Annotated in this window: 22 protein-coding genes; 4 read left to right on the top strand and 18 right to left on the bottom strand. The window is 66.0% G+C overall.

Annotated elements, in window-relative coordinates:
- Positions 1–40 precede the first annotated feature (40 nt).
- A complete protein-coding gene (locus tag ON22_RS29725; RefSeq protein ID WP_506329734.1) occupies positions 41–1105 on the top strand; it encodes an NsdA family TPR-like regulatory protein in 1065 nt (354 codons plus the stop codon).
- Here the strand turns inward: ON22_RS29725 and ON22_RS29730 are convergent.
- Together ON22_RS29730 and ON22_RS29735 are read right to left on the bottom strand one after the other, a co-directional pair.
- Positions 1092–1625, bottom strand: a complete 534-nt coding sequence (locus ON22_RS29730; RefSeq protein ID WP_033242573.1) for an NUDIX domain-containing protein — start codon at positions 1623–1625, stop codon at positions 1092–1094. The two genes, ON22_RS29725 and ON22_RS29730, sit on opposite strands and share 14 nt — an antisense overlap.
- A 78-nt stretch (positions 1626–1703) precedes the next feature.
- The gene (locus tag ON22_RS29735; protein ID WP_033242572.1) at positions 1704–3026 is read right to left on the bottom strand and encodes an oxygenase MpaB family protein; all 1323 of its coding nucleotides are present in this window, start codon (positions 3024–3026) and stop codon (positions 1704–1706) included.
- Positions 3027–3116: 90 nt separating this feature from the next.
- On the opposite strand from ON22_RS29735, the gene ON22_RS29740 reads away from it, so the two are divergent.
- Complete coding sequence (locus tag ON22_RS29740) at positions 3117–3695, top strand: TetR/AcrR family transcriptional regulator (protein ID WP_033242571.1); 579 nt, start codon at positions 3117–3119, stop codon at positions 3693–3695.
- Here the strand turns inward: ON22_RS29740 and ON22_RS29745 are convergent.
- The 11 genes from ON22_RS29745 to ON22_RS29795 form a co-directional block, all read right to left on the bottom strand.
- Positions 3678–4637 (bottom strand): TIGR03619 family F420-dependent LLM class oxidoreductase, encoded by a 960-nt coding sequence (locus ON22_RS29745; RefSeq protein WP_051158270.1) that lies wholly within the window; start codon positions 4635–4637, stop codon positions 3678–3680. The genes ON22_RS29740 and ON22_RS29745 overlap by 18 nt on opposite strands.
- A 29-nt stretch (positions 4638–4666) precedes the next feature.
- Positions 4667–6136, bottom strand: a complete 1470-nt coding sequence (locus ON22_RS29750) for an FAD-dependent oxidoreductase (protein WP_033242570.1) — start codon at positions 6134–6136, stop codon at positions 4667–4669.
- A gap of 278 nt (positions 6137–6414) precedes the next feature.
- A complete protein-coding gene (locus ON22_RS29755; RefSeq protein WP_051158271.1) occupies positions 6415–7698 on the bottom strand; it encodes an NAD(P)/FAD-dependent oxidoreductase in 1284 nt (427 codons plus the stop codon).
- A 3-nt stretch (positions 7699–7701) separates the two neighbouring features.
- The gene (locus tag ON22_RS29760; RefSeq protein WP_033242569.1) at positions 7702–8022 is read right to left on the bottom strand and encodes a 2Fe-2S iron-sulfur cluster-binding protein; all 321 of its coding nucleotides are present in this window, start codon (positions 8020–8022) and stop codon (positions 7702–7704) included.
- A gap of 7 nt (positions 8023–8029) precedes the next feature.
- Positions 8030–9268 carry a cytochrome P450 gene (locus tag ON22_RS29765; protein ID WP_033242568.1) on the bottom strand — a complete coding sequence of 413 codons (1239 nt, stop codon included), beginning with the start codon at positions 9266–9268 and terminating at the stop codon, positions 8030–8032.
- 34 nt (positions 9269–9302) lie between these two features.
- Positions 9303–10208, bottom strand: a complete 906-nt coding sequence (locus ON22_RS29770; RefSeq protein WP_174375642.1) for an SDR family NAD(P)-dependent oxidoreductase — start codon at positions 10206–10208, stop codon at positions 9303–9305.
- Between the two features lie 33 nt (positions 10209–10241).
- Positions 10242–11189: an SMP-30/gluconolactonase/LRE family protein gene (locus tag ON22_RS29775; protein WP_033242566.1), complete on the bottom strand. Its 948-nt coding sequence runs from the start codon at positions 11187–11189 to the stop codon at positions 10242–10244.
- A 479-nt stretch (positions 11190–11668) separates the two neighbouring features.
- Positions 11669–12721 carry a hypothetical protein gene (locus ON22_RS29780; RefSeq protein WP_033242969.1) on the bottom strand — a complete coding sequence of 351 codons (1053 nt, stop codon included), beginning with the start codon at positions 12719–12721 and terminating at the stop codon, positions 11669–11671.
- 28 nt (positions 12722–12749) lie between these two features.
- Complete coding sequence (locus tag ON22_RS29785; protein ID WP_033242968.1) at positions 12750–13139, bottom strand: VOC family protein; 390 nt, start codon at positions 13137–13139, stop codon at positions 12750–12752.
- Between the two features lie 49 nt (positions 13140–13188).
- Positions 13189–13665 (bottom strand): nuclear transport factor 2 family protein, encoded by a 477-nt coding sequence (locus ON22_RS29790; RefSeq protein ID WP_051158281.1) that lies wholly within the window; start codon positions 13663–13665, stop codon positions 13189–13191.
- A gap of 213 nt (positions 13666–13878) precedes the next feature.
- Positions 13879–15372 (bottom strand): MFS transporter, encoded by a 1494-nt coding sequence (locus ON22_RS29795; RefSeq protein WP_231508236.1) that lies wholly within the window; start codon positions 15370–15372, stop codon positions 13879–13881.
- A 584-nt stretch (positions 15373–15956) separates the two neighbouring features.
- Here ON22_RS29795 and ON22_RS29805 point away from each other — a divergent pair.
- Complete coding sequence (locus ON22_RS29805) at positions 15957–16904, top strand: alpha/beta hydrolase (protein ID WP_033242564.1); 948 nt, start codon at positions 15957–15959, stop codon at positions 16902–16904.
- Between the two features lie 98 nt (positions 16905–17002).
- Here the strand turns inward: ON22_RS29805 and ON22_RS29810 are convergent, their stop codons facing one another.
- The 4 genes from ON22_RS29810 to ON22_RS29825 form a co-directional block, all read right to left on the bottom strand.
- Positions 17003–17479: a nuclear transport factor 2 family protein gene (locus ON22_RS29810; protein WP_033242563.1), complete on the bottom strand. Its 477-nt coding sequence runs from the start codon at positions 17477–17479 to the stop codon at positions 17003–17005.
- 56 nt (positions 17480–17535) lie between these two features.
- Positions 17536–18279, bottom strand: a complete 744-nt coding sequence (locus ON22_RS29815) for an SDR family NAD(P)-dependent oxidoreductase (RefSeq protein WP_033242562.1) — start codon at positions 18277–18279, stop codon at positions 17536–17538.
- Between the two features lie 55 nt (positions 18280–18334).
- Positions 18335–19123, bottom strand: coding sequence for an SDR family NAD(P)-dependent oxidoreductase (locus tag ON22_RS29820; RefSeq protein WP_033242965.1), 789 nt, complete (start codon positions 19121–19123; stop codon positions 18335–18337).
- Positions 19124–19310: 187 nt separating this feature from the next.
- Positions 19311–19841: a VOC family protein gene (locus ON22_RS29825; protein WP_033242964.1), complete on the bottom strand. Its 531-nt coding sequence runs from the start codon at positions 19839–19841 to the stop codon at positions 19311–19313.
- A 364-nt stretch (positions 19842–20205) separates the two neighbouring features.
- Between ON22_RS29825 and ON22_RS35055 the strand changes: the two genes are divergently transcribed.
- Positions 20206–20733, top strand: a complete 528-nt coding sequence (locus ON22_RS35055; protein WP_051158273.1) for a thioesterase family protein — start codon at positions 20206–20208, stop codon at positions 20731–20733.
- A gap of 91 nt (positions 20734–20824) precedes the next feature.
- Here the strand turns inward: ON22_RS35055 and ON22_RS29840 are convergent, their stop codons facing one another.
- A complete protein-coding gene (locus tag ON22_RS29840; protein WP_033242560.1) occupies positions 20825–21478 on the bottom strand; it encodes an MspA family porin in 654 nt (217 codons plus the stop codon).
- Positions 21479–21525 lie beyond the last annotated feature (47 nt).

Genomic DNA, 21525 nt, shown 5'->3' on the forward strand with positions numbered 1-21525 from the left:
GGCGGTCGATCGGTCGGCGAATTCGGGGCTGGAATTTTCGCTGACCCTGACAGAGGCGACGGCCTCCGTCACCGAGTTGTGGAGGAGCGATGTGGAGCGTCGCCGGTTCCTGGAAGGCACTGCCTACGCGGTCGCGGTCTACCCGGTCGCGAGCATGCGCTGGCTGACCCTCCCCGGCCGCGAGCACCCTGCCTCGGCTACAGGGCTTCGCCGTATCGGAGTAGCCGATATAGACGCTTTGCGCACCATGACCACCGCATTTCGTGATCTGGACAATCAAGTCGGGGGCGGCAAGGTCCGCTCCACGGTTGTGCACTACCTGCACACGTCGGTTGCACCGCTGCTGCGCGGCAGCTATACCGAAGACGTCGGCCGTCGCCTATTCGCAGTTACCGCAGAGCTGACGAAGCTGGCGGGCTGGGCCGCCTACGACCTCGAAGAACACGGCCTCGCACAGCGGTATCTCATCCAGGCACTCAGGATGGCCCGAGTCGCCGGGGACACAGCACTGGGAGCCGAGATCCTGGCGGCCATGAGCCACCAGGCGACATATGTCGGACGGCCGGGTGACGCGGTAGATCTCGCACGGGCAGCACAGATCGCTGCCCGATCGGCTGGACTGCCCGCGCTGGAAGCGGGATGCCACATGGTAGAAGCCCACGGGCATGCGGCCCGCTCTGATGCCCGCTCCTGCGGGAATTCGTTGAACGCGGCCGAGGGCGCACTCAACCGCGACAGCTCGAATCGTCCTCCATGGCTGTCCTACCTCGACACGGCGTACATGGCAGCGAAGGCTGCTCAGTGCTTCCGCGACCTCGGCGACAACAGTCGTGCCGCAGTGCTCGCGCGGCGATCTCTCGATATGAGCGACGGTTATCAGCGAGGCAAGGTATTCAATCTGTGTCTACTGGCATCGAGCCTCGTTGCCGCCGATCCGCAGGAGGCGGTCCGGATCGGCACGACCGCGCTCGAACTCGCCGGCGCTCTGGAGTCGCGCCGAACGTATGCCTACCTCCGGGACGTGCGGGCACGGCTTGCCCCATACCGTGAGATCCCGGCAGTCGAAGAGTTTCGTCTGCAGGTAGCGATCGCTAAGACAGCGTGAGCGCCCGGTACACGCCCACTACGGTCGCTGCGCCGACGATCTCGCCACGGTCGATCATTTCCACCGCCTCGCCGAGTGGTACCCACCGAATCGTCTCGGCCTCGTTGATATCCGGTCGGGTATCGGTGAGATCGGCACCGCGGGCGACATAGATTTCCTGTGGATGGTCGAGGGTGCCGATTGCGGGCTGATAGGTCACGAGGTGCTGCATCGTGTGCGGGCGCCATCCGGTCTCCTCTTCGACCTCACGGGCTGCCGCGGCGGCGACATTTTCGGCATGGTCGACGTATCCGCCGGGCAGTTCCCATACCCACTGGTCGATGATCCAACGGTGCCGGTACATCAGCAGCACCTCACGGGCGCCGTTGAGCACCAAGGTCATCGCGCATCGTGGCATCCGCGCGACGTACTGGGTGAACTCCACTCCGTCAGGAAGTCGAATATCCGCTGTCGACAAACGGATGTGCCGGTTCTCATCGACCAGTCGCTCACCGAGAATCGTCCACTGCGTATCGCTCACACTGTCGACCGTAGTAGATCCCACAGAGACTCGGCCGCATTGTAACGCCGAGGTCCCCGAGCAGTGCGGACAGCGGGATCAGCCCAGGGCCGGGGTGTAAGTGCGGGCGTCGCTGACGAATTCGGGTTTGCCGTAGGTTGCCAGCCGGCGCTCGATGAGCTTCACCAGGTAGCGGTCGACGGCGGGGGCGAGCTTCGGGATGCGGGCGGCGCGGTCCACGAGCAGTAGGCGGCCGAGGATGAAGGGGGCGGTTATCGCGATCCGGGCGAAATCGGCCGGGCCGAGCGTTACTCCCAGTCCGCGGGCGGTGCGCAGGCTGCCGCGGCAGAATGCCAGGACGAAACCTGCCTTGCTGTAACTTTTCTCGACAGCGTCGGCGATCCGGTCGAACCGGGAATCGTTGGGACGGAGGTAGGCGGCCATGGTCGAGCGGATCAGTTCGCCGCAGGTCGCGTCGTCGAAGCCGTCACGTAGAAGGGCCGCGCGGGCGTGGAATATGTGGATTATCTCGGTGGGCTCGGTCGGCAGCAATTCCTCGGGGAGGCCGAGGAGGAAGCAGCGGTAGCGGCTGAATTCCACCTGGGCGCGCTCGCCCGGGGTGAATTCGGTACGGCCCTGCCGACGCACCCGGACGGCGAGGAGGTAGAGGTCGATCATCCCGGCCGGCATCTGATCGACCTGCGGCACCGGTAACCCGTAGATATCGGTATCCCAGTGCTCGGACCGCTTCAGCGCGTTGTATCGGACCATCGAATGCATCAACCGCACCATGGCCGCCGCTTCGAAGCCGGGACCGTAGCGGTCGAGTGCGCCGGGCAAGGTTGTCACGGCGAAGAACGAGGCCGTTTCGTTGACGCGACGGGCCGCGCGTCGGCCGGACAGCGCGCCGGTGAGCGCCATCGGCAGCGCCGCGTAAGTGTTGGTGAAGGTGGCGATGAACGCACCCCGGGTCACGAAGGGAGCGAGCAGGGCGGCGGGGGTGCGCGCTGCCTTCGCACCTTGCCGGACCAGTTCCGGGTCGAGCCAGGCGGGTGTGGCTTCCATCGCGGAGATGAAGGCGACCAGTTCCGGCGGCGCCTCGGGCACAGCGTCCAGGCCTTCTCTGCAGGCTCGATGAACCATGCCGATCAGGCTGGTCACACTGTGCTCGGCGGATAAAGCCGCGTACGGGTCGGCGACGACATCACCCAGCATCGTAGCCGTGGACATCAGCTCGACGACGCGGTCGTCGGCCAGGATCGATTCCCGGTCGGCGACTCCGCGCGGCAGGGACGACGGTTCACCGGGCTCGGTCGCCAGGCGGTAGGGCTGTTTGCCGAAGTCGAGGTCACCGTAGAGGCCGGGCTGTAGCTCGCCCTGACTGCGCACACGCTGCGCAAGATCCGGGTAGTACGTAGGCATCGCGCCCTCCAAGTAACTAACACTGTGTGAGTTAATACTCACGGACTGTTAGTTAAGCTGTCAAGCATGACTTCGCAGCACCGGCGACGGATGCCCGCCGAGGCACGACGCGGGCAGATCCTCGATGTGGCGCACGCGATCATCGACGCCGAGGGCTTTCATGCGGCAACTCCCAACCGCATCGCGGACTCGGCCGGCGTCAATCGCTCGCTGCTGTACCAGCAGTTCGGCGATCTGTCCGGCCTGTTCGTCGCCTTGATCGACCGCGAAGCCGATCGAGCGGCCGCCCAGTTCGCCGACGCCATCTCCACAGGTGGCGGCGAAGCCCCGGAAAGCAACCCCGCCCTGCGCGCCTTCGACAGCCTGCTGCACGCCGTCGATGCCCGCCCCGCGACCTGGCGGCTGTTCCTGTTCCCGCCCCAGGGTGCACCCCCTGCGCTCTACGAACGACTCGCACAATCCGAGACCGTGGTCCGCGAGTTCTTCGTCCGGCAACTACTACGGTTCAACCCCGACCTCGAGGACCCCGACTACACCGCACGAGTACTCCACGCAGCCGGTCGCGAACTGCTGCAACTACGGCTCAGCGATCCCGAGGGCGCCACTCACGAACGCCTGCGCGCGTTGGTTGGAAGACTCAACTCCGAACTCTTACACCGTATTCGGTAACGCTGACTCGGATCGCACCGCGGCCGTGACTTCCTCGGCGAACCAGCGCAGATAATCCAGGAACTCCTGCTCGGAACCTATATTGCGCGGCGGCTGGGCAGCCACCCGAGTGATACCTGCCTTCCGGTAATCACCGGAGTAGGCCTCGATCAACTCGTCCCGGTACCCGTTCAGTTCGGAAGCGGTAGCACCGGCGAAACCCTTGTCCAGACCGACACCGGACGGCGCTTTCAGCCAGTTGACATCGAAGATGTCCTCCTTGCCCGCATAGGCCGGCTGTTCACGGATGTAGTCCAGCAGTGGCGGGATCTCTTCCAGCGTGAAGTTCGTCGGGTTCGGCTGCCAACCCTCGTGCCGCGCCGCGCGCCGCAACGCGGGCTTGGAATTCCCGCCGACATAGATCGGCGGTCGTGGTTTCTGTACGGGGCGCGGATCCACCGCGAGATCGGTGATCTCGAAATACTTACCGCGATGCTCGGGCTGTTCTGCGGTCCACAGCGTGTTCAGAGCTTCCAGGATCTCGTCGGTGATCGCTCCGCGCTCCCGGAACGGCACCCCCATCGCCGCGAACTCCTGTTCGGCGTGGCCGACACCGACCGACACATTGACCCGGCCGCCGGAGAGCACATCGATCGTCGCCAGTGATTTCGCCAGCCGCAACGGATGGTGATACGGCAGCACCAGAACGGTCGCATCCAACCGGATCCGGCGGGTCGCCGCGGCCGCGAACGCCATCGTCGACAACGCATCCTGCCAGTACGGGCCGAGCCTGGGCACCTCGAACAACGGCATCGCGAGATGCTCGGAGACCGACACGGCATGGAAACCGGCTTCGTCGATGGTGGTGAGAATACGCCGGAAACCGTCCGCATCGAGGGTGTGCGCCCACGGATAGAAACCCGGGATGTGACTGGTCCCGGGCAGGATGACATCGAATTTCATTGCTCACGAGCCCTTTCGTCCTGGAGGGGTCAGGATCCGGCGGCGGCCCGGCCGGCGCGGCGGCCGTAGAAGCTACCGTCACCCAGGGACGCGCCGCTCACATATCCGCCCGCACTGATTCCCGACGTGCAGCGGCCCGCGGCGAAGAGGCCGGGAATCGGAGCGCCGGATACGTGTATCACCCGGGAGTCGAGATCGGTGCGCAGGCCACCGAGGGTGAAACCACCTGTGCGGTTGCGCAGATCGTAGGCCGCCAGCGGCGCGCCGATCGGTTTCACCCACTGGGCTTTCTTACCCAGCACGGGATCCGCGCCGTCCTTCGCGTGCCGGTTGTAGACCTCGACCGTGGCCTGCAGGACACCGGCGGGAAAACCGATATCCGATTCCAGTTCCTCGACCGATGCCGCGACCCAGGTGGGTGGCACGCTGCGCATGGCGGCGCTGCTCGAGACGCTGTTGTTCGCCTCCTCGAGGGACGATTCGTCGATGATCAGGAAGGCTTCGTTGTTCTGGCGGATGAGGGTCGACTGCCCGATATGGCTGGGATAGGAATCCTCGGGAATGTAGCGCTGGCCGCGCCCGTTGACGAGGATCCCGCGCGCGATCATCTGCGGATCGGCGAAGATCGCGACCTCGATGGCGTCCATATGCGCCAGCTGAGCGCCCAAGGCCTGCGCGACCAGGATGCCGATACCGTCGTGTTCCTCGATGGCGGCCGCGGGCCGGTTGATCAGCAGCGGGGTGTAGGCCTCGACCATCTGCTGGTTGTAGGCGAAGCTACCGGTGGCCAGTACCACGCCGCGGCGTGCGCGGACATAAACAGGTTTGCCGTAGCGTTTGGCCACCACTCCGGCCACCCGCCCGGAATCGTCGACGATCAGGCGTTGCAACCGTAAATCGTACTCGGCGCGAACACCCAGCGCCGCAGCGGTTTCGGTGAGCGGTTTCATCAGCATGAACCCGCCGCCCTTCTCGCCGGTGTGCTTATCCGCCATTTCCGGAAGGTGTCCACGCGGCGCCGGGACGGCGAGGGTGTTGTACGGTGCGGCGTTCTCCCCGCCGGAGAACATCAGGCCCTGATCGGCCGGCGGTTCCCAACCGGGCTCGCCCCAGAATTCCTCCTTGAACGGAACACCTTGCGCGACGAGCCAATCGAAATGCTCCACACTGCCCTGGCAGTAGTCGTGGATCTTGGCCTCGTCGGCACCCGGACCGAGCGCGGCCATCAGGAACCGTTCCATATTCTCGGGCGTGTCCTCGTAACCCAGCACCTTCTGCAGCGCGGTGCCGCCGCCGAGATAGATGAACCCGCCCGAGAGCGCCGCCGCACCACCCCAACCCCCGGTGCGCTCGAGCACGAGGACATCGGCTCCCCCGCGGGCGGCCTCGATCGCCGCGCTCGCACCCGCCACTCCGTAGCCGACCACGACGACATCGGCCTCGTAATCCCATTCGGCGACCGCGGCGAGCCACTCGGGGTGCACACTCACATCCGACATTGGTTTCTCCTGTTCTGTGAGATCGGTGACCGATTCGGCGGCCGCAGCCGGCCACGATGGGATGGGCCGTGGCGGATAATGGAGCCGGCAGGAATACCGGTCGTCCTGCCTGCCGACGGGGCCGGACCCCAGTGTCGGTGGCGGTAACCGGCCCGGTTCCGGAAAATCCCGCTCAGCGAGAAGATTTGCCGGGGCGGCGCCGCCCGGGCCCCGCGGAGACGACGGAACGGGCCCCGGAACCGTTGCCCCGGGGGCCGTTTCCCTCCCGGCCGGATAGCTCAGCCGCGGACCGACGCCAGCAGTTTCCCGAGCGGAACGCTGCTGTCCGACAATACTTCCGGGCCCGGCCGATGACCTCGGCCGAGCGCGGAGCGCAGCGCCACGAAATCGGCCGGTGAGTTGAGGCATTCGGCGGCGAGCAGCGCATCGTCGGCGAAGTACAGGGCGACCTGTCGCCGCGGCCGACCAGGGTCCACCCGGACCAGCATCGACGTGTGACCGGTGAGCAAACCGGCGATCTGCAGCTTCTGATCCCCCTGATCCGACCAGAACCATGGGACGGGCCGGTCCGGAACGGGCCTGCCCAGCAGTACCGCGGCAGCGATACCGGCCTGCTCGACCGCGTTGTCCACCGACTCGAGCCGGTATCGGACGCCGGCGCCTGTGACGGTGGTGGTGCAATCGCCGACCGCCAGGGTCCATCCGTCGGAGGCGAGGCATCGCTCGTCGACGACAATCCCGCAATCGCATACCAGCTCGAGCTGCTCGGCCAGCTCGGTGCGCGCCTGGGCACCGACACCCAGGAGCACCGTCGCCGCCGGAATCTCCCGCCCGTCGTCGAGAAGTACACAGCGGGTTCCGTCATCACGGTGCCGGACCTCGGTCGGCACCGCACCCAGTACCATTTCGGTCCCCATCGCCCGATGGGCGGCCAGCAGGGTATCGGCGGTATCCGGGCCCACCGCGCGGGCCAGCAGCCGCTCGCCCGCCTCGATCACCGTCACCTCGGTCCCGAGTGCACGCGCGGTGGCGGCGACCTCCAGGCCGACGAACCCGCCGCCGACAACAACCATGGGCCCCGCCTGTATCCGGTTCGCGAGCGACCGGGCATGGTCCAGCTCACGCAGGACCAGGACGTCGGGATGGTCCGCGCCGGGCAACGCCGGCCGGCGCGCTCGCGCTCCGGTCGCCAGCACCAGCCGATCGAATCGCCGGACGAGCCGCTCGCCGCCCCGGGAAAACCGAAGCTCGACTCCCTCCGGCGTGCGGTCGAGGTGCTCGACCCGAGCACCGGTGATGAGCTCGATCTTCTGGTCCGAGTAGTACGCGGGGGCACGCAACAGCACCGAGTCGCTGTTCATCTCGCCCTTCAGCCATGCCTTGGACAATGGCGGGCGCTGATACGGCGGGTGCGCCTCATACGAGATCAACGTGATCTTCCCGGTGTAACCCTCACCGCGGAGACAGTCGGCCAGCTGTACTCCCGCATGTGAAGCGCCTACGATCACCACACTGTGCGGCACCGGGCCGTCCGAATCCACTCGGACCTGCACTCCGGTCATCGATCAGACCTGTTCCTCGGGGATGATCACGTGCAGGTCGATCCCGTCCGACAACGTCAGCTGGCAGGACAGGCGTGAGTTGTCCTCCCGGTCCGACGCGGTGCAGTCCAGCATATCGTCCTCGTCCTCACCGGGATCCGCGAAGTGGCCCAGCTCGTTGCGGTCGAGAAAGACGTGGCAGGTGGCGCACGACAGCGTGCCACCGCATTGACCGACGATGCCTTTCACACCGTTCTTCACGGCGGTGGACATCACCGAATCGCCCACGGCACCGTCGATCACCTTCACCTCGCCGCCGGGCTGGGTGTAGAAAACTTTCGGCATGGTGCTCCTACCAGGAGACGGGCAGATCGGTGACCGCCTGGGTCAAGTTGTCCATATCGATGACGGCCTCGCCCTCGAGTCGCAGGCCCGGCAGGCGTTTGAACAGTTCGGCGAGACCGACCTGCATCTCCATCCGCGCCAGCGGCGCCCCGAGGCAATGGTGCAGGCCGTAGCTCAGGGTGAGGTGCGGGTTGTTCGTGCGCCGGATATCGAACACCCCGTCGTTCTCGACGACCACACCGTCGTGGTTGACCGCGGCCGGGTCGACCAGGACCGCTTCGTCTTTCGCGATGAGCTGCCCGTCGAGTTCCACGTCCTCGGTGGCCACGAACGGCACCAACCCGCCACCGCCGGCGACAGTGGAGCCCACCGACATCCGGCCGTGCCGCAGGATTTCCTCCACGGCGGTCGGCGCGAGACCGTCGGGATCGGCGAGGAAGAGTTCGAGCTGATCGGGGTTCTTCAGCAGCGAGTGCACACCCGCGCAGATGAAGTTCGCGGTGTTGTCGAATCCGCCGATGATCAGCACCAGGGCGATCGGCAGGATCTCGCCGTCAGTGAGGCTGTCGTCCTTGTCACGGGCGTTGGCCAGATCGCTGAGCAGATCCTCGCGCGGGTTCTTACGACGTTCTTCGATCAGGCCCATCATGTAGACGACGAGTTCGGTCATATTGGCAACGACCTCTTCCTCGGGCATATTCGCCACCGCCAGCGTCGACGAGCTCCACTTCTGGAACTTCGGCCGGTCGTCGGGCGGCACACCGAGCAGGTTGGCCAGCATCTGGATCGGCAGTGCAACCGCGTAGTCGTGCACCAGGTTGGCCGGTGCACCCTCGGCGACCATCTCGTCGACGAGATGGTTGGCGAATTCCACCGCCGAATCCCGCATCGCCTTGACCCGCTTCGGGGAAATCGAGCGCTGCACCAGCTTCCGCAGCTTGGTGTGATGCGGCGGGTCCTCGAATTGCAGGGTGGTCTTCAGGAAGTCGGGGAATTCGACGAAATACGGCACCACCCGTTCACCGGTCCGGAACGGTTCGCGGACGAACCGCCTGTCGCCCAGCATTTCCCGGGCCGCGGCGTTGCGATGGATCACCCAGACGTCGCCGCCGAACGGCATGGTCATCTTGGTCATCGGCCGGTCAACGGCGATGGCGTGGTAGCGCTGCATTGCGTCCTCCGGCGCCACCGCCGGGAACGGGTACTCGACGCTCACGGCATTACCGGCCGTTTCGGTTGTGCTCATCGGATCACTCCAATAGGGACTGTGGGACGTCGGATCAGGAAGCCGGGAGCTGTGCGGGAGCGACCAGCTGCGGGATCGCTTCCGGCGTGATCGCCATGATCGTGTCGAACCGGTCGGCCACGCTCTCCACGGTGAGGCCCGGGTCGTGGATGCCCACGGTATTGACCAGAGCCAGCCGGTTCACGATGCCGCCCGCCACGTTGAACACCTCACCGGTGACCTCGCAGGACGGGTGCAGCAGGTACGCGACGACCGGTGCGACCTGCTCGGGCTTGAGCGCCGTGCGCATATACTCCATGACCTCGGGCGACAGCGTGTCGGCCGCGGCCTCGGCCATCCGGGTACCGGCGCCGGGCGCGATCGCGTTGACTTTGATACCCACCTCGAGCCCCTCGACGGCGAGGTTACGCGTGAGGCCGAACAGTGCGCCCTTGGAGCCGCCGTAGTGTGACATCCCCGGATTGCCGAGCATCGCCTGGGAGATGGTGTTGACGATCCGCGGCGCCTCGGCCTGTAGCAGATGCGGCCAGGCAGCGCGGATGACCCGCAGGGAACCGAAATAGTGGACGTCGAGATGGCGCTGGTACTCCTCATCCGGGACCTCGGCGAACGGCGCCCCTCGCACGATCCCGGCATTGTTGACGACCGAGGTCAGCCCGCCGAAGGAAGCGACCGCCGCATCGACGAGCGCACGGGCCCCCTCCTCGGTCGACACGTCACCGGTGCAGGCGACCGCCTTGCCGCCGGCGGCGGTGATCTCCGCGACGACCTCCGCGGCCGGGTTGTCAGCGTCGACGCCGGAGCCGTCGATGCGGGCGCCGAAATCGCCGACCACGACCGAAGCGCCACGCGAAGCGAGTAGCAGCGCGTGGGCGCGGCCGATACCGCGACCGGCGCCGGTGACGATGACGACGCGGTCGGAAAAGTCCAGTGTTGCCATTATTTCCTCGGAGTTCTGTGGGTTGCGGAATGGTCAGGGGCGGGTGCTGCCACCGGAGTGCTCGACTTCTGCCACCCAGATGGATCCCTGCGCTTCCCGGGCCGACTTCTCGAAGTCGAAAACCTCGAAGCCGGCGGTCATATAAAGGGTTGTGCGGTCCGTCCCGCCGAGCAGGCAGGCGGAGGCGACACCGTTCTCCAGCGGCAGCGAGACCGCGTGGGTGAGGCCCTTGTCGGTGAAGCGCGCGATATAGCCGCCGCCGGGCATTGCCGCCCACACACCGCCGTCCGCGTCGAGACCGATCCCGTCGGGCATGAAGGGGCAGGTGGCGAATTCCCGCGGGTTCGACAGGGTGCCGTCCGCGGCGCGATCCATCACCGTGATCTTGAAGGCCATCACTTCTGCCGTGTAGACCTTGGTGCCGTCTTCGCTGATGGCGATACCGTTGGCGCACAACAGCGGGCCGACTTTCTCCGGCGTCGACACCGTGCCGTCCGGGGCCACCACGATCAGCGGGGAGGTCACCGGCTCTTCACCTTTGAAGAGGTCGAAGCCGAGCTGGGTGATATAGGCCCGGCCGTCGGCGTCGACGACCATATCGTTGGCAGCGGCCAGTGTGTACTGCGAGATATCGGCGTACACGCTCAGATCGTCGGGCGCGCCACCACCGTGCATCAGAACGAGTTTTTCGTGCATCGACACCACGATCAGCCGGCCGTCCGGCAGCCAGCCGAAACCGCCGAGCACGATCGGCGCTTCGGTATCGGCGGCACGTCCGGTCGCGTCCACCACGACGGTCGCGATGCCGTCGGTGTCGAGCTTTTTCAGTGTGCCGGTGTACATATCGGAGAACCAGAAGGTGCCCTCGTGCCACCGCGGGCATTCCGGCCAGGAGTAACCGGTGGAGACCCGGCGGCTCTCCAGTGTTGGGGCACCGGCCGCGGTGACGGCGGCGGCTACGGTTTCCACGGGGTTTGTCATGATGCGGGGCCTTCCGAAAGCAGAGTTGACCGGGCCGCCGCGTACCCCCACAGCAGCGGGCGGTCGGAGCAGGCCTGGGATCGAGCGGGTAAGTGGTCGAACGAGAGCGCGGCGGCCTCCGGGAGGCCGCCCGAATGGAGCGAACCGCCGGCGCGCCCGGTACGACCGAGCAGTCCGACGCCGCGGCTTCCCACAACCGGGCGGGTTGCGGTGGTGTGAGCGGACCCGAAAACGGAGGGTCTCCGTCGGTGAACTGCATCACAACCACGTGGCATGACAGGACGATAGGGTCTGCGCAAGGGGCCGGTCGACGGCCTCCCATTGAGCGGGAGAACTCCTTCGCGAAACCAAGATGATCGCAGGTCACACACCACCGCAGCCGGATACGGCCGCGCCGGACAGGAAACCCCTGTTCCTGTCCGGCGCAATATTCGGCGTTATCCGCGGTGCCCGGTACACCGCGGGTAGCGGTCAAGCGGTCAGTTGACGTCGAGCGGGGCGTCGGCCGGGTACTCGGCGGGCGCCATGGCGTAGGTGGCGGTGAGCAGCGCGATGAAATCGCGATCGGTCATCGGATCTGCAGGGAACTCGAACGCGATACCGCGGCGCTTCAGATCATCGCCGAGAATGTCGAAAACCTTGTCGGCGGTGAGGTCGTCGGTGTGGTCGAGATAGCGGTCGGCGTCGTGCCGGTCGTCGAAGACCAGCGCCGTGTAGTGGAAAAGGGTCCGGACGTCACCGTCGGTGTACCGGCCGATTTCCTTCTCACCGTTGCGTACCACCCACTGACCGTTGTCACCGTGCAGACGTGTGTGCATTTCCAGCTCCGGCATATCGCGGCGGTCCCGCGGACCGTTGCCCTCGCGCCGGTGGTACATCTTCGAGTTGTCCGACAGCACAGCGGTATTCCAGAACGGCGCGGCCAGCCGTTGCGGAGCGCGGTCGGGTCCGTCGGGCCAGTAGGTGAAACCGCCGTCGAGATCTGAATCGTAGAAGTACGTGATCACCTGGGAGGTCTTGACCTCCCACGCGTCGAACAGACCAGATTTCGCCATCACACTCAGCAACCAGATCGGGGTTTCCACCGAACTCATTCCACGCCAGTTACCACTGTCGAAATGGCCGGCATCGAAACTGCGCGACGGCACCGCCATGTTGAACAGCATGTGATGGGCCATACCGTAGCGGGCACCGTGCACACTTTTGGCGTGCTCCAGCAGCGTCCGGCTCAGGTAGATATCGCGGATCTCGTCATAGAAGGCGACCCCCTCCTTGGCAAGGTAGCCGCGGAACACCGGCGCGGCGAAATCCGAGAGTTTCGCTTCCGGTTTCCGGTCTGCCCCACCGGATACGGCCAGATACTCCTCGGTCGAGGAAAAATGATGGGCCAGCACCAGCGGCCACGGCCCGCGATCGGCGATCACACCGAACAAGGCGGCGGTCTCGGCACTCGAGTAGAGGTCGGCGACGATCCGGGGCGGGGCGACCGGGATGAGCGGATGCCTGCCGGAAGTCGAGAGAGTGGCGGTCATGATATTTTCCTTCTTCCCGAAATACTGGTCACAGCCGTTCGAAGAGTTCCAGTACATGCCCTTCCGGATCCGCGACAAAAGCGACCCGGATACCGACATCCGCCATCGTGGTGGGCGGTTCGGTGACGGTGGCACCGGCCTCCTCGGCCCGCCGCACGATGTCATCGAGACCGTGCACCTCGAAACCGATCACCACCGAACCCGGAGTCGGGGCGGGCCGGTTCTTGTAGTGCAACAGCACCAGCGACTGCTCGGTTCCGTCCGGTGAGGTCATGATGATCTCGGCGAGCGGATCGGAACGGTCGTCGAACTCGTACCGGGTTTTCTCCACTCGACCGAAAACCTTCGAATAGAAGTCGAATTGGACCGGAAGATCATTCACCAGGATTTTGGTGAAGGCAAAGCGCGGACCGGGCATATATTTCCTTTCGTTGCGCGGTGGGTGCAACCCCACCGCGACGATTCGGTTACCCCGAAGCGCCACCGAGGACCGCATGGCGGTCCCCCAACTCGATATCGATCACGAATGTTCGTTCCACGATCCGCCACCCCTGCGCCGACCGAATCAGCCGGTCGCGATACACACCCACGCATTCGTAGGTGATGTTCGCGTTCTCCCCCGCGCCGATGTGCAGTACCCGGGCTTTGCAGATCGAGGAGGCGGTATCGCCGTCGATATCGATGACGTGGTTACCGAGCAGGTGCTGGGACGGGCCACACCGATCGAGGAAGGACCGGATCATCGCCACGGTCGCCACCCGGCCACGGACCGCGGGCGCCTCGGCCGCGCCGTAGCGGACCACCGCATCCGGTGCGAACACCTCGTCGAGAAGGGCCCAATCGCGGTCGTCGAGGGCGTAGGTGTAACGGTTCACGGTATCGGCGACGGCGTCACGGTCGGGTTTCGCCGGGCCGGGGTGGGAGGAATCGGACGAAGAAGTCACGATCGGATCGTAAAGGCACGGTAGTACGAACTCGGGCGGCCGATCCCGATGAACGGGAAGTTCGGCGGACGGCCCGGTCCGTCGCGGCGAACCGTCGACTCGGCGTCCGGCGCATCGCCCGGCTCCGCCCGACACCGGCCCGCCGCTCCGGCTCGGTCCGGCTCCGATGCCGCTACGAGGTAAGTCCCGTAGCGGCGTCGGCCCCGCAGTCCGTCAGGCGTACGCCGCCGAGGTCTCGCTGCCCTCGTCACCGGCCGGCAGACCGTCGGCCGGTTTCGTCTCCGGCTTCGGCCGGCCGATGAACAAGCACACGGCGGCCACGATCAGCGAGCACAGAATGAACCAGCCCACCGCCACATTGAACGACGACAACGCCGGTGCGGTGGTCTCCGGAACCGTCCACAGGGTCAGCATGACCGAAACGATGGCCACACCGATCGCCGAGAACGCCTGCCGGGCGGTGCTCAGAATGCCCGTGGTGACACTGGTGACGCTGTCGGGGACGGATTCGATCACGATCTTCGGGTAACCGGTGAACGCGAAAGCCGTAGCGACCGCGGCGACGGCGAAAACTCCCATCATCACGGGCAGCGATTTATGACCCACGAAGATCATGATGTTGGCAACGGCGAACAACGCGGCCCCGATGAGGAACGCCGTCCGGCCGCCCCACCGGCCGGCGACCGCCCCGGCCACCGGTGATGCGGCGAATCCGAAGAGGGCCGCGATACCGGCCACCAGTCCGGTAACCGTCGCCGACATCCCGAGCCCCACCGGCAGGGAGGTCGGTGACTGCAGGATCATCGGGGTCACGATCTGCACGGCGCCGGCAGGGCCGAGCGCGAGCACGGACAACGCGATCAGGTTGAGCGTCATACGTTTGTTCGCGAATACCCGGAAATCGACCAAGGGTTCGCTTCGACCCAGCTCCCAGAAGGTCCATACCGCCAGGATGCCGAGACCGGCGACGATCAGGCCGATAACGGCGGGACTGGTCCAGCCCCAGGCCGGCCCCTGTGTGATGCCGTACAGCAGCGCGATGAGTCCGGGCGTCATCAGGATCGCGCCCACGTAGTCGAAGCGGGGCAGTTCGGACCGGGTATGCGCTCCCGGAAGTACCGCCGCGGCCACGGCGGAAGCGACGATGGCCAGGACGGCGGCCAAGACGAAGATCATATGCCAGTCGGCGACATCGAGCAGGACCCCGGCGATCAGGGAGCCACCCGAACCGGCCAGGAGGGCCGCGCCGCTGATGAACCCCACGGCGATCGACACCTTCTCGGCCGGTAGAGCTTCCCGCGCCAGGCCATAGCAGAGTGGCAGGATCGCACCCGAAACTCCCTGCACACCACGCCCGACGATGATCGCCGCCATCGAGTCACCGAAAACGCTGATCACCGAACCGAGTACCGAAATCAGCATGACGGCGATGAGTACCTTTTTGCGGCCGTACATATCACCGAGACGGCCGCCGACCAGGGCCGTCGCCGCCGCCACGAGCATGTAGGCGGTAACCGCCCATCCTGTCGTGGAGGCCGGCGCCCCGAAAATTTCACTGAACCGCGGCAACGCGATGAAGATCGTGCCGGCCTCGAAAGCACTGACGCATTCGGCGAGGATCAGCGCCGTGATGATCATTGCCGGGGACCTGAACCTCGGCGGGTTACCGGGGCTTCCGGTGGTGAGCCGGGATGAGGGATCGGACATCGAACGTCCTCCTGAGACGAGATGGGCCCGGGGTTACGGTCGCCGGGTATCCCGCTCTGCGCTCGTGGAATACGACATTCCGCGGCGTGGTCGAGGGATTCGGCAACAGCACCCGGCGGGCCTACGGCACCGCGGAAACTGCACCCAGCACCGAGCACCGGTGCAGGTAGCGAACCAATGGTCGGCTGTTCGTGATCTGGATCACGAACGGCTGGCACAACGGACGATAAGGCGTGTCCGAAATGTCGACTGTCGCGTTTCCGGTGAGCGGGACCGAACAGGATCGATCGATTAGCGGCCGGCCTCCCATCTGACGGAACAGCGGCAGCCGAACAACGGCGGCATGCGTTCCCATAGGGGTGTCGCGACGGCCGGCCCGCAGAACGGATGAGCCATGCGTGAACTGAAGGGATGCCGGTTTCACAGATCGTGGAACCGGTCGTCCAAGGGATGGCGGAGCGCAAAACCCATAACTTCCCGCATCCGGAGTGGCTGAACCTGTGGGCCGGCCGCGTAGAACGTGTCACCGCACAGGCCGATTCACAGCCACACCTATCCCCTTCATATTCGCCGAGGAGACGACCGTGCCCGTTCCCCCACTCGATCCCGATGTCGAAGCACGTATCAGCGCCCTCGGGGCAGTGTCTTCCATGCGTTCCCGAGGTATCGAACAGGTCCGTGCCGGTGTCGAGGCGATGGCACCCCCGGCCGATATGCCGCCCATGGCAGAGATCGAAGAGCTCACCGTTCCCGGGCCGTACGGTCCCATCCCGCTCCGCGTGTACCGGCCCACCACCGATGCCCTCGCCCCGGCCGTGGTCCATCTGCACGGTGGTGGTCTCGTGATGGGTTCCAATGCCTCGTTCGAACCGCTGGCCCGGCAGATCGCGGCCGCCGCGGGTGCGACCGTGATCGGGGTCGACTACCGGCTGGCACCGGAATGGGGAGCGCCCGTGCAGATCGAGGAATCGTATGCGGCCACTGTATGGGCCGCGGACAACGCCGAGTCTCTGCGCATCGACGCCGGACGCTTGGTAGTGCTCGGCGACAGCGCGGGCGGCAGTCTCGCGGCCGGTGTAACCCTGCTGTCCAGAGACCGCAGCGGCCCGGCCCTTTTCGGTCAGGTGCTGCTGTACCCCGGACTGGACCGCGATATGGGCGCACCGTCGATCGTCGAAATGACCGATATGCCGCTGATGCTCCGCGACGACGTCGCTTATATGCACGAACTCGTCGACACCAGTGCCACCGGGCCGGCGGACTACTATCGGGTTCCGGCCTATGCCGAGGACCTGTCCGGTCTCCCCCAGACGATCATGGTGACCGCCGAGAGCGACCCGATCCGCGATTGGGGCGAGCGATACGCCCGCCGGTTGCGGGACGCGCGGGTCCAGACCACGGTCACGCGGTACCCCGGTGTGCTACACGGTTTCCTCATGCGGCCGGAGAATTCGGCCCGCGCGACACTCGCGATAGCCGAAGTCGGCGCTCTGCTGCGCGCCAAGTTCAATCATCCGCTGCCCTTCGGCTGATCGGCACGCAGATACGAACTGACGCACCGTCCGGCCCGGCGCCGGGGCGGCCGGATCCGGTATAGATCCGGCCCAGGGCCCCGCCGCCCAGCATCTCCCTATTTCCGGCCGGCCACCAGCTCACGGGCTTCGGCGCTACCGTTCAACGGCCGGGTGACCCGACGGGTGACACACCAACCGCTGTCGGTGCGGCGCAACTCGATCCGGTGGACTCCGGCCCGCCAGATGTAGAATTCGCCGTCTTTCTGCCGTACCAGTATCGATTCGCAGATCGCGGCGGCCTCGTCGCCCTCGATACGTTCGATATGGGGCGGGCCGAAGAAGTGGGCACTGCCGCCGGTGATGATGTCCTGGTGGGCGTCGGACAAGACCATCGCCCGCACCTCGGCGCGCCCGGCCATCCGCCAGTGCTCGACGTCGTATACACCGTCCTCGGCCCACAGTGCGGCCACGGCATCGGCTTCGCCGGCATCGACCAGCGGTCCGTAAGCGGTGAGTTTCCGGATGATGGCCAGCTCGTCCTCGAGCCGCTGTACCCGCGTCACCAGTCCGGCGAGTGTCTCTTCCACGCCCATATTTCAACCTCTCGTCGTACCGAATCGCCGCAAGGCAATTCGGCTGTCACGTAGCGCTACCGCAGCTTGATCGTTCCACCGTCGACCATGAGGGTCTGACCGGTGATGTAGTCGGCGTCCGCGCTCGCCAGGAATACCGCCACCCGCCCGATATCCTTTTGCGGATCGCCGAAACGGCGCAGGGGCACACGCTTCAGCATGACGTCCTCGACACCCGGATTCGCTTCGAGATACGCCTGCACCCCTTCGGTGAGGGCCAGCGGCGAGATGATGTTCACATTGATGTTGTCGGCCGCCCATTCGTTGGCCGCCACTCGGCTGACCGCCCGGATCGCTTCCTTGGCCGCGGCGTACGAGGCCTGGGTTACCTGCCCGTCGATACCGGCACCCGAAGCGAAATTGATCACCGAACCCGCGGTCGCCCGCAGATGCGGGTACGCGGCCTGCATCAACCGCACCGTCGGGTAGAAGCCGGTGCCGAACGACAGGTCGAACATGCCCTGCGTCGTTTCGAGCAACGGAGCCTGTCGCGAGGCGTGCGCATTGTTGACCAGGATATGCAAGGCACCGAAGGCTTCTAGTGCTGCGGCACAGATCTTTTCGGCGCTACCCTCCTGCGCGATATCGATATCGATGTACTTCGCCCGGCCGCCGAGATCCTCCTCCAGCGCACGTCCCGCTTCGGCGTCGATATCGGCGAAAACGACCGACGCCCCCTCGTCGGTGAAAGCCCGGACGATCCCGCGCCCGATCCCACCGGCGCCACCGGTGACTATCGCGACTCTTCCGTCGAGTCTCACGTATGTTCCTTCCGTCCCGATCTCACCATTCGCCCGAACATCTTCGGCACCATCGTTATTCGGTCGGCGGCGGAAGCAGCTTCTTCGCCGAGGCCCGCGCCTCCAGCAGCAGTTCGGCCCGGTTGTGCCCGCTGTTCTTCTCGGCGACCGCCTCGAACTGCTTCACCACCACGACGGGGCCGTTGGCCAGATTCGCCAGACCCTGCGCCGCGACATCGCGGGGTTCGGAGACCGTCAGGCCGGGCCGGTCCATCTTCAGGCCCGCCCGGTCCATGGCGGGCGTGCGGGTGAGCCCCAGCACGAGCTCCAGGACATCGACGTCGTGATCCTTCATCTCGAGCCACAGCCCTTCGGCGAAGATGCGGCCGAACGATTTCACCGCCGAGTAGACACTGATCTGGGCCGATCCCAGATAGCCGCTGAGCGAACCCACCAGCAGGATTCCGCCGCGGCGCCGTTCCTTCATGGGCGCGCCGAAATGCTGCACCAGTTTCAACTGTGCGGTGATGTTCAGATCGATAACGGCCTGGAAACGTTCGAGGTCTCCGGTCACGAATTCGTGACCGTAGGTGTTGGCGCCCGCGTTGTAGATGAACAAACCGACGACGAGATCGTCGGTGGCCTCCCGGATACGGTCGAAAGCATCGGCGGCGCACAGGTCGACCGATAACGTACGCACCTCGGCGCCATGCGCGCGGCAGGCCTCGGCGGTCGCCTCCAGCGGTTCCGGTTTACGCGCCAGCAGTACCAGGTTCATCCCCTGCTCGGCGAGCTGGACCGCGAACTCGGCACCGACGCCTTCGGAGCCGCCCGCGATAACGGCCCACGGCCCGTACTTCTGCATATCCACGTGTTTCACTCCTCGTTCTGACCCGATGCCGGGCTCATATCTCGCCGATCCGGGTCGGCGAATCCCGGCAGAACCGATTTCCGAGGCTAGAGTCGGCGGCCGGATTCGCGTTGCCGACTCCCACTGAATGGATTTGCAGCCGCCTGACCTGTGCAGGAAGGCCGTGGTGAATTCGCCCGGCTCAGGGTTGAGGGGAGCGCGTGGCCGCCACCCTCGCCCATACCTCCGGGTCGGTGCGGGGCCCGCCCGGAGTGTTCGCGCCGTAGCGCTCGATCTCGGCCGAAAGGTCGAGCGGCGCGGTCATCGAGGCGCCGCGCAGTGCTTCCTCGACGTGCTCGTCGGGTACGAGCCAGCACACCTCGAACTCGATACCGTCGGGGTCGCGGCCGTACAGCGCCTTGGTCGACCCGTGGTCGCCCGCACCGGTCAACGCCCCGGCGTCGGCCAGACCCTGCCGGGCCGCCGAGAGTTCGGACAGCGTGTCGACCTCCCATGCCACGTGATACAGCCCGACCGATCCGGGGGCCGGGACGGCCGCGCCCCGGGATTCGAACAAGCCGAGATCGTGGTCGTTGGCCGAGCCCGCGTGCCGTAGGAACGCGCCGCCGGGGAACCCGCCGGGAAGCCGCTGGAACCCGAGCACCTGCTCGTAGAAGTCGAGACTGCGCGCGAGGTCCGAGACGTACAGGACGACATGGTTGATTCCGCGCATATCCGGTGGACCTCCTCGGCCGTCGGTTTCGTCCGCCAGGCCGCCCACGGCGGTGACGGAACACATCACCCACCATCATGCTCCGCTCGGCCGGCGCTATCGCAGTCCCTCCCGGCGACCGGAACACCGTCGGGCCGGTCGCGGCGCGTATGCGCTCGTCACGCCGGGGCACCGCCATCGCTGCGCACCATCCGGCGCCGCGGACCGGTGACGCAGCGCTGTTCGAGGCTGTCCATACCGCCGGAAAAAGTTCCACTCACCGGTAAGCGGCGAGACAGCGCGATCGTCCGGCCGATACGTTCCGGAGTTGTCCACCGGATTGCCGGCTGTTTCGGGCCCGGTGGATCGGATTCGAAGGAGGCTCATGATTTCGGCGGACGCAATACCACTCGACCAGGTGCCGCAGGGCCCGGTCACGTCCTTCCGCTGCCGGGTCGAGGATTCCTGGATCGACTTCAACGACCATATGAACGCCATGTACTACGGCATCATCGTGTACCGGGGCCAGTCGAAGTTCAGCGCGCTCATCGGGATGGGCGGCGACTACGTCGATCGGACCGGCCTGGGGAAGGTCGTGGTCCAGTCGTCGCTGAGTTACGAGCGGGAGGTACGCCGCGCAGACGAGCTCGAGATCCGTTCCTGGCTGCTGGGTTCCGACGAGAAGCGGATCCACGTCCTGCACGAGGTGTTCAGCCGGGACACGCAGCGCCGAGTCGCGGTCAGTGAGCAACTGGACCTGCATTTCGACCTCGCGTCTCGACGCTCCTCCCCCATGTCGGCCGAGCAGCGGCACTACCTGACGGAGTTCGGCCGGATTCAGGCCGCGGCCGGGCTTCCCGACGGAATCGGCCGTACGGTGCGCGGACCGCAAGCGCACTCCTCACTCACCTGACAGCGGGGAACGACCCGCGTCGATGCGCTGGGTCGACCGTCACCTCGGAGCCCGAGTCCCACCGTTCGGCAGGACTCGGGTTCCGGCTGGTTCAGCCGAGGCTGAACGGCTGTCCCCAGACGGTGACGATCTCCTTGGCGGTCGCGGTTTCGACCTCCACCTCGGTGAATGCCCTGGCCTGCGCATAGCCCGCGCACCCCGAGAGCCCGATGGTGCTGTTGTGCCAGCTCACGCTGCCGCTGGTACCGGCGATCGAGGAGAAGGGCCGATGCGATTCGGAACCGAAGGCATCGGGGGCTTCCAGGTCCAGCAGGTAGAACTTCTTCGCCTGCCCCGGTCCCAGACTCAGGTTTCCACCGAGGCTGCCGCCGGCCGACTGGTTCTCGCCCGTCGAATCCGTGCTGTAGTTCGCGCCGCTGTTGGCTCCGCCGCCGGCGATATTGACCTGGCAGCCGACCACATAGCCGGGTTTGATCTTCGAGCGCGCCGGCGTGGACAGTTCGACCTGGGCACTGGCCGACACCCAGGCATTGCGGTGCAGCGGGGTGGCGCCCATCGACGGGCTGATAGTGGCCGATTCGCCGACGATGCGCAGCGTGACAGCGGTGCCGTCACCGAGGGTTTCGGTGACCGCTGCCCCGGGCAGCGGTACGAAGGTATCGGCGCCGGCGGTACCGGTGGCCAGCAACCCCACCGATGCGGCCGCCACGAATGTAGCGCGGACGAGTTTCTTGGGATCAATCATCGGTAAAACCTCTCCGGGTTCATAACTTGTCGAGAAGACGAGCGGTC

This window comes from Nocardia carnea NBRC 14403, from assembly GCF_000308515.1.
GTDB lineage: Bacteria > Actinomycetota > Actinomycetes > Mycobacteriales > Mycobacteriaceae > Nocardia > Nocardia carnea.